Raw genomic sequence first — 4,433 nt, forward strand, 5'->3', positions numbered from 1 at the left:
CGAGCCTTCCGGAAAGGCGTTCTTTGCCTTTATGGAAGGTTTGGCTTGTGACCTCGAGGGGTAGGCGCTGGAGCTAGACAGCTCTCGAAATACAAAGATTTACATTCTGTCAGAATATAAATCGGCATAAAGAAGGTGCTGCAAATTGAAAATCAGACTGGGGTATGTTTCCCATGCCATCAGCTTGTGGGAGGCATCTCCTGCAAGGACATTAACATTTACGCGGTACCAGCAGCTGCCTGAGGAGGAAAGGCTGGACAAGCTGAAGACCGTCACAGCGGTGAATCTGCAAAATACGCTGCGAATGCTTTATTTTAATATCGCCCATGAAATTCAGCTGTATCGGCTCTCAAGCTCCATCGTCCCTCTGGCCACACACCCGGAGGTTTTATGGGATTTTGTCACCCCCTACAAGGAAAAATGGCTTGAGATTGGCGATTTGATTAAAAAACATGGTCACCGCGTCAGCTTTCATCCCAATCAATTCACCCTGTTCACTTCTCCGCGCGAGGATGTGACCCGGAATGCAGTTAAAGATATGGAATACCATTACCGGATGTTTGAAGCCATGGGTGTTGAAAAGAAAAGCATCATCAATATCCATATTGGCGGTGCTTATGGGGACAAGCTCTCGACCATTGACCGGTTCCATGAAAACCTGAAGACACTGCCGTCACATATCAAAGAGCAAATGACACTTGAGAATGATGATAAAACCTATAATGCGGATGAAACTCTCCTTGCCTGCCAGAAGGAAAACATCCCTCTTGTGTTTGATTATCATCACCATATGACGAACCTCAGCACCCGCCCGCTGGATGAGCTGCTCCCGGAGATTTTTCAGACATGGGAAAAAACAGGACTCAAGCCGAAAATTCATATTTCCTCGCCCAAATCGGAAAAAGCCTTTCGGTCCCATGCCGACTATGTTGACCTGGAATTTATCCGGCCCCTTCTCGACGTGCTGAAAACCTTTAATCGGGATATCGATTTTATGATCGAGGCGAAAGCCAAGGACAAGGCTGCGCTTAAGCTGACAGAGGACATCAGCAGCATCCGCGGAGTGAAAAGGATTGGCGGGGCGGAGATTGAGTGGAAATAGTGAAGGCGTTCCATGTGCGGAACGCCTTTTTATTTTAACTGAATCTCTCTCACCTTCTGTCTCTGCTCCTCCGGCCACCAGGCTCCGCAGTCTTCAGAGACTACACAGGCTGCGCATTTTTCCAGATCGTACACCTTCATACCCGTAATCGGAGGTGAATAAAGATGCAGTGTAACAAGGTTTTCCCTGCCTGCGCTCTTCATTTTGTGCACACCACTTTTGGGAGCAAAAAAGTAGGAGCCTTTCAAGTTTGATATCAAGTGATGCCAAAGCCTTTCTAAGTTCTTCTGCAGAAGGTAATTTCAATGAATCCAAACTCTTTTTAAACCGTTTCTTCAAGGCCACTAAACGACTCCTCCCTTTATGTGGATTATCGTTTCTTCCATGAAAAATATTTCAGCTGACCATTTACCAGGATCACTCCTATAATAATTATGATTCCACCTATGATGCTTATGAAGAAAATTTTTTCACGAAGCAGAAGAATGGCCGCAATAAGGGTAAATAGCGCAACTTCGGACACAAAAAGTACAAATTCAGGTTCTTGGGTCCGAACCCGGGCCAACTTCGGACACAAAAAATAAAAATCCAGGTTCTTGAGTCCGAACCCGGGCCAACTTCTGACACAGAAGGCAGAAAACCGGGAAACAGAGTCAGAACCCAGTCTAACTTCAGATACAAAAAGAAAAAATCCGCAACACGGAGTCAGCGGTTTTAGCGATTAATTGCTGATTTTCAAGGTTTATTTGCTAATTTCCGGATTTATTTGCTAATTTCACATTTAGACAAAAGGATGCCCAAAGATCACGAGGACACCCTTTCACCATCTATCTCAATATTCCCTGCAGCCAGGGCAGAACCACTTCATATGCCTTAAATCCAAGGTAAATGCCAACAATTCCCATAATGCCAGGCAGTGCGGGCGGTGCGGGAATCGGCAGCTTCATGAAAGCAAAGACAAAACCGACTACGAAACCTGTAAGAATAGATAATAGAACGATTTTCATGAGACCCTCCTAAAATGACTTACTATGTTTTACCAGTTTCACTATACCCTTAAACATATGGCTTTAGCTTCCCCCTTTTCGTCTAAAACATGAAAAAAGCCGGCACCAATAAGTGCCAGCTTTCATCATTACATCTTTTCCGGAGCAGATACGCCGATTAATTTCAGGGAGTTCTTCAAAGTAGTCTGAACCGCTTTGATCAGTGCCAGACGTGCTTTCGTTCTTTCCGGATTTTCCGCATCCAATACTTTTTCAGCATTATAGAAGCTGTGGAAAGATGAAGCCAGTTCATAAATATAGTTAGTAATTCTATGCGGCATGCGCTTTTGCGCTGCTTCGCCGACAGCCTGCGGGAATTCGCCGATTTTCTTCAGAACGTCGATTTCCTTTTCCGCCTGAATCAGGGAGTAATCTGCTGCTTCAGCAGACATGCCCTGTTCTTCACCCTGGCGCAGGATGCTCGAAATACGCGCGTGTGCGTACTGTGCATAGTAAACAGGATTTTCATTGGATTGTGATACAGCCAGATCAAGGTCAAAATCAAGATGGGTATCTGCGCTTCTCATCGCAAAGAAATAGCGTGTTGCATCCAGCCCCACTTCATCCACAAGGTCACGCATCGTTACCGCTTTGCCGGTACGCTTGCTCATCTTCATTTTTTCGCCGTTTTTGTACAGATGGACAAGCTGGATGATTTCGACTTCGAGCGCTTCACGGTCATAGCCAAGCGCCTGGATGGCCGCTTTCATGCGCGGAATGTAGCCATGGTGATCTGCGCCCCAAATGTTGATCAGCTTTTCAAATCCTCTTTCAAGCTTGTCTTTATGGTAAGCGATATCTGGAGTCAGATACGTGTAAGAGCCGTCATTTTTAATAAGCACACGGTCTTTGTCATCACCGAAAGCAGTGGAGCGGAACCAGGTGGCGCCCTCTTCCTCGTAAATGTGGCCGTTATCCTTTAATGCCTGAAGGGCTGTGTCGATTTTGCCGTTATGGTAAAGGGATGTTTCCGAATACCAGACATCGAATGGAACGCGGAAGTCTTCCAGGTCCTGCTTCAGCTTCGCCATTTCATATTTCAGGCCGTATTCACGGAAAAAGTCAAAACGCTCTTTTTCATCCGCATTTACATATTTATCACCGTGCTCTTCAGCCAGCTTTTTGCCGATGCCGATGATGTCTTCGCCATGATAGCCGTCAGCAGGCATTTCTTTATCTAAGCCAAGAGCCTGGAAATAACGGGCTTCAACCGATAGAGCCAGATTGTTGATCTGGTTGCCGGCATCATTGATATAGTACTCACGGGACACATCGTAGCCGGCTTTGTCTAAAATATTGCATAGAGAGTCGCCGACAGCTGCGCCGCGGGCATGTCCAAGATGCAGGTCCCCTGTCGGGTTAGCGGAAACAAACTCCACCTGGATCTTCTGATTGTTGCCGACTGTTGTTTCCCCGTACTGATCTCCTGCTTCCAGAACGGCCGGAATCAGGTCAGTCAGATAAGCGTTATTCATGTAAAAATTGATAAAGCCAGGTCCGGCGATTTCAATTTTTTCAATGGAAGCTTTTGAGCTGTCAAAAGAAGCAATAAGCTCTTCTGCAATCATTCTTGGCGCCTTTTTTGCCACTCGCGCGAGCTGCATCGCCATATTCGTGGAATAATCGCCATGCGACTTTTCCTTCGGGATTTCAAGAATCACATCGGGAATCTGCTCTTCCGATGCCAAACCGGCTTTCACAACCGCATCCTTAATTTCCTGCTTTAATTTGCCTTGCACCTGCTCAACTATGTTCATTGTTCTCCTCCTCAAACGTAATTGCCAAATGGTATGTACCTGCGTGGGATCCCTGCATTTTCAGGTCGTATAAAATATCAATCGAACCTTCGCCGGATTCGCCATCATATTGATGGGCCAACCGCTTGGTCACCGTACCCATCTCAAACACTCCGTATGGCGTCTCGTAGCTGCCGCGGAGATTTTTATTCATTCTGAAAGGGAGCCTCATTTTCACGGCGCCGCTTCGTAAAATCAGTCCGTCTGTATCGGACATTTTAATAATCGTCTTTACTGTTCCTTCTTCCATCACTTCATCATACTGAAGGAAACGGGCGGAATCTTTTATATAGTATCGGCCAAAAGCAGTCAATTCAAAAGTTTCTTTGCTGCCTCCACTGCGAATATCTGTCTTCACATTAATCTTCACAGGCATTTGTTCCGCTGAGCGACTGGACAACGGCAACACATCCTTTTCATCTTATATAACTATATAAGTATAAATACTTGATGGGGAAAGTGCAAGGAGCTGAAGCGGGTGACAGTAAG

At 45.9% G+C, this 4,433-nt stretch carries 5 protein-coding genes; 1 reads left to right on the top strand and 4 read right to left on the bottom strand.

The genetic code is table 11. From position 1 onward, the window contains the following. The first annotated feature begins 145 nt into the window (after positions 1-145). Complete coding sequence (uvsE, locus tag BFI01S_RS21080; RefSeq protein WP_061794333.1) at positions 146-1,102, top strand: UV DNA damage repair endonuclease UvsE; 957 nt, start codon at positions 146-148, stop codon at positions 1,100-1,102. Between the two features lie 29 nt (positions 1,103-1,131). On the opposite strand, the gene BFI01S_RS24180 is transcribed toward uvsE, so the two are convergent. The 4 genes from BFI01S_RS24180 to BFI01S_RS21105 form a co-directional block, all read right to left on the bottom strand. Continuing rightward, complete coding sequence (locus tag BFI01S_RS24180; protein WP_235831250.1) at positions 1,132-1,305, bottom strand: hypothetical protein; 174 nt, start codon at positions 1,303-1,305, stop codon at positions 1,132-1,134. A gap of 624 nt (positions 1,306-1,929) precedes the next feature. Further along, on the bottom strand, positions 1,930-2,109 hold the full coding sequence (locus BFI01S_RS21095; protein ID WP_035328032.1) for a XapX domain-containing protein: 180 nt from the start codon (positions 2,107-2,109) through the stop codon (positions 1,930-1,932). Positions 2,110-2,237: 128 nt separating this feature from the next. Further along, entirely contained in the window at positions 2,238-3,905 is a 1,668-nt protein-coding gene (gene argS, locus BFI01S_RS21100) for an arginine--tRNA ligase (protein ID WP_061794335.1), read from the bottom strand. Continuing rightward, positions 3,892-4,344, bottom strand: a complete 453-nt coding sequence (locus tag BFI01S_RS21105) for a YwiB family protein (RefSeq protein WP_061794336.1) — start codon at positions 4,342-4,344, stop codon at positions 3,892-3,894. Before BFI01S_RS21105 ends, argS begins: the two co-directional genes overlap by 14 nt. Positions 4,345-4,433: the final 89 nt, after the last annotated feature.

Origin of the sequence: Cytobacillus firmus NBRC 15306, assembly GCF_001591465.1 — a bacterium.
Classification (GTDB): domain Bacteria; phylum Bacillota; class Bacilli; order Bacillales; family Cytobacillaceae; genus Cytobacillus; species Cytobacillus firmus.

Excerpts from the sequence above, each read along its gene's own strand:
- BFI01S_RS21095 (WP_035328032.1), bottom strand. The coding sequence starts at position 2,109 with ATGAAAATCGTTCTATTATCTATTCTTACAGGTTTCGTAGTCGGTTTT.
- BFI01S_RS24180 (WP_235831250.1), bottom strand. The coding sequence starts at position 1,305 with ATGAAGAGCGCAGGCAGGGAAAACCTTGTTACACTGCATCTTTATTCA.
- argS (WP_061794335.1), bottom strand. The coding sequence starts at position 3,905 with ATGAACATAGTTGAGCAGGTGCAAGGCAAATTAAAGCAGGAAATTAAG.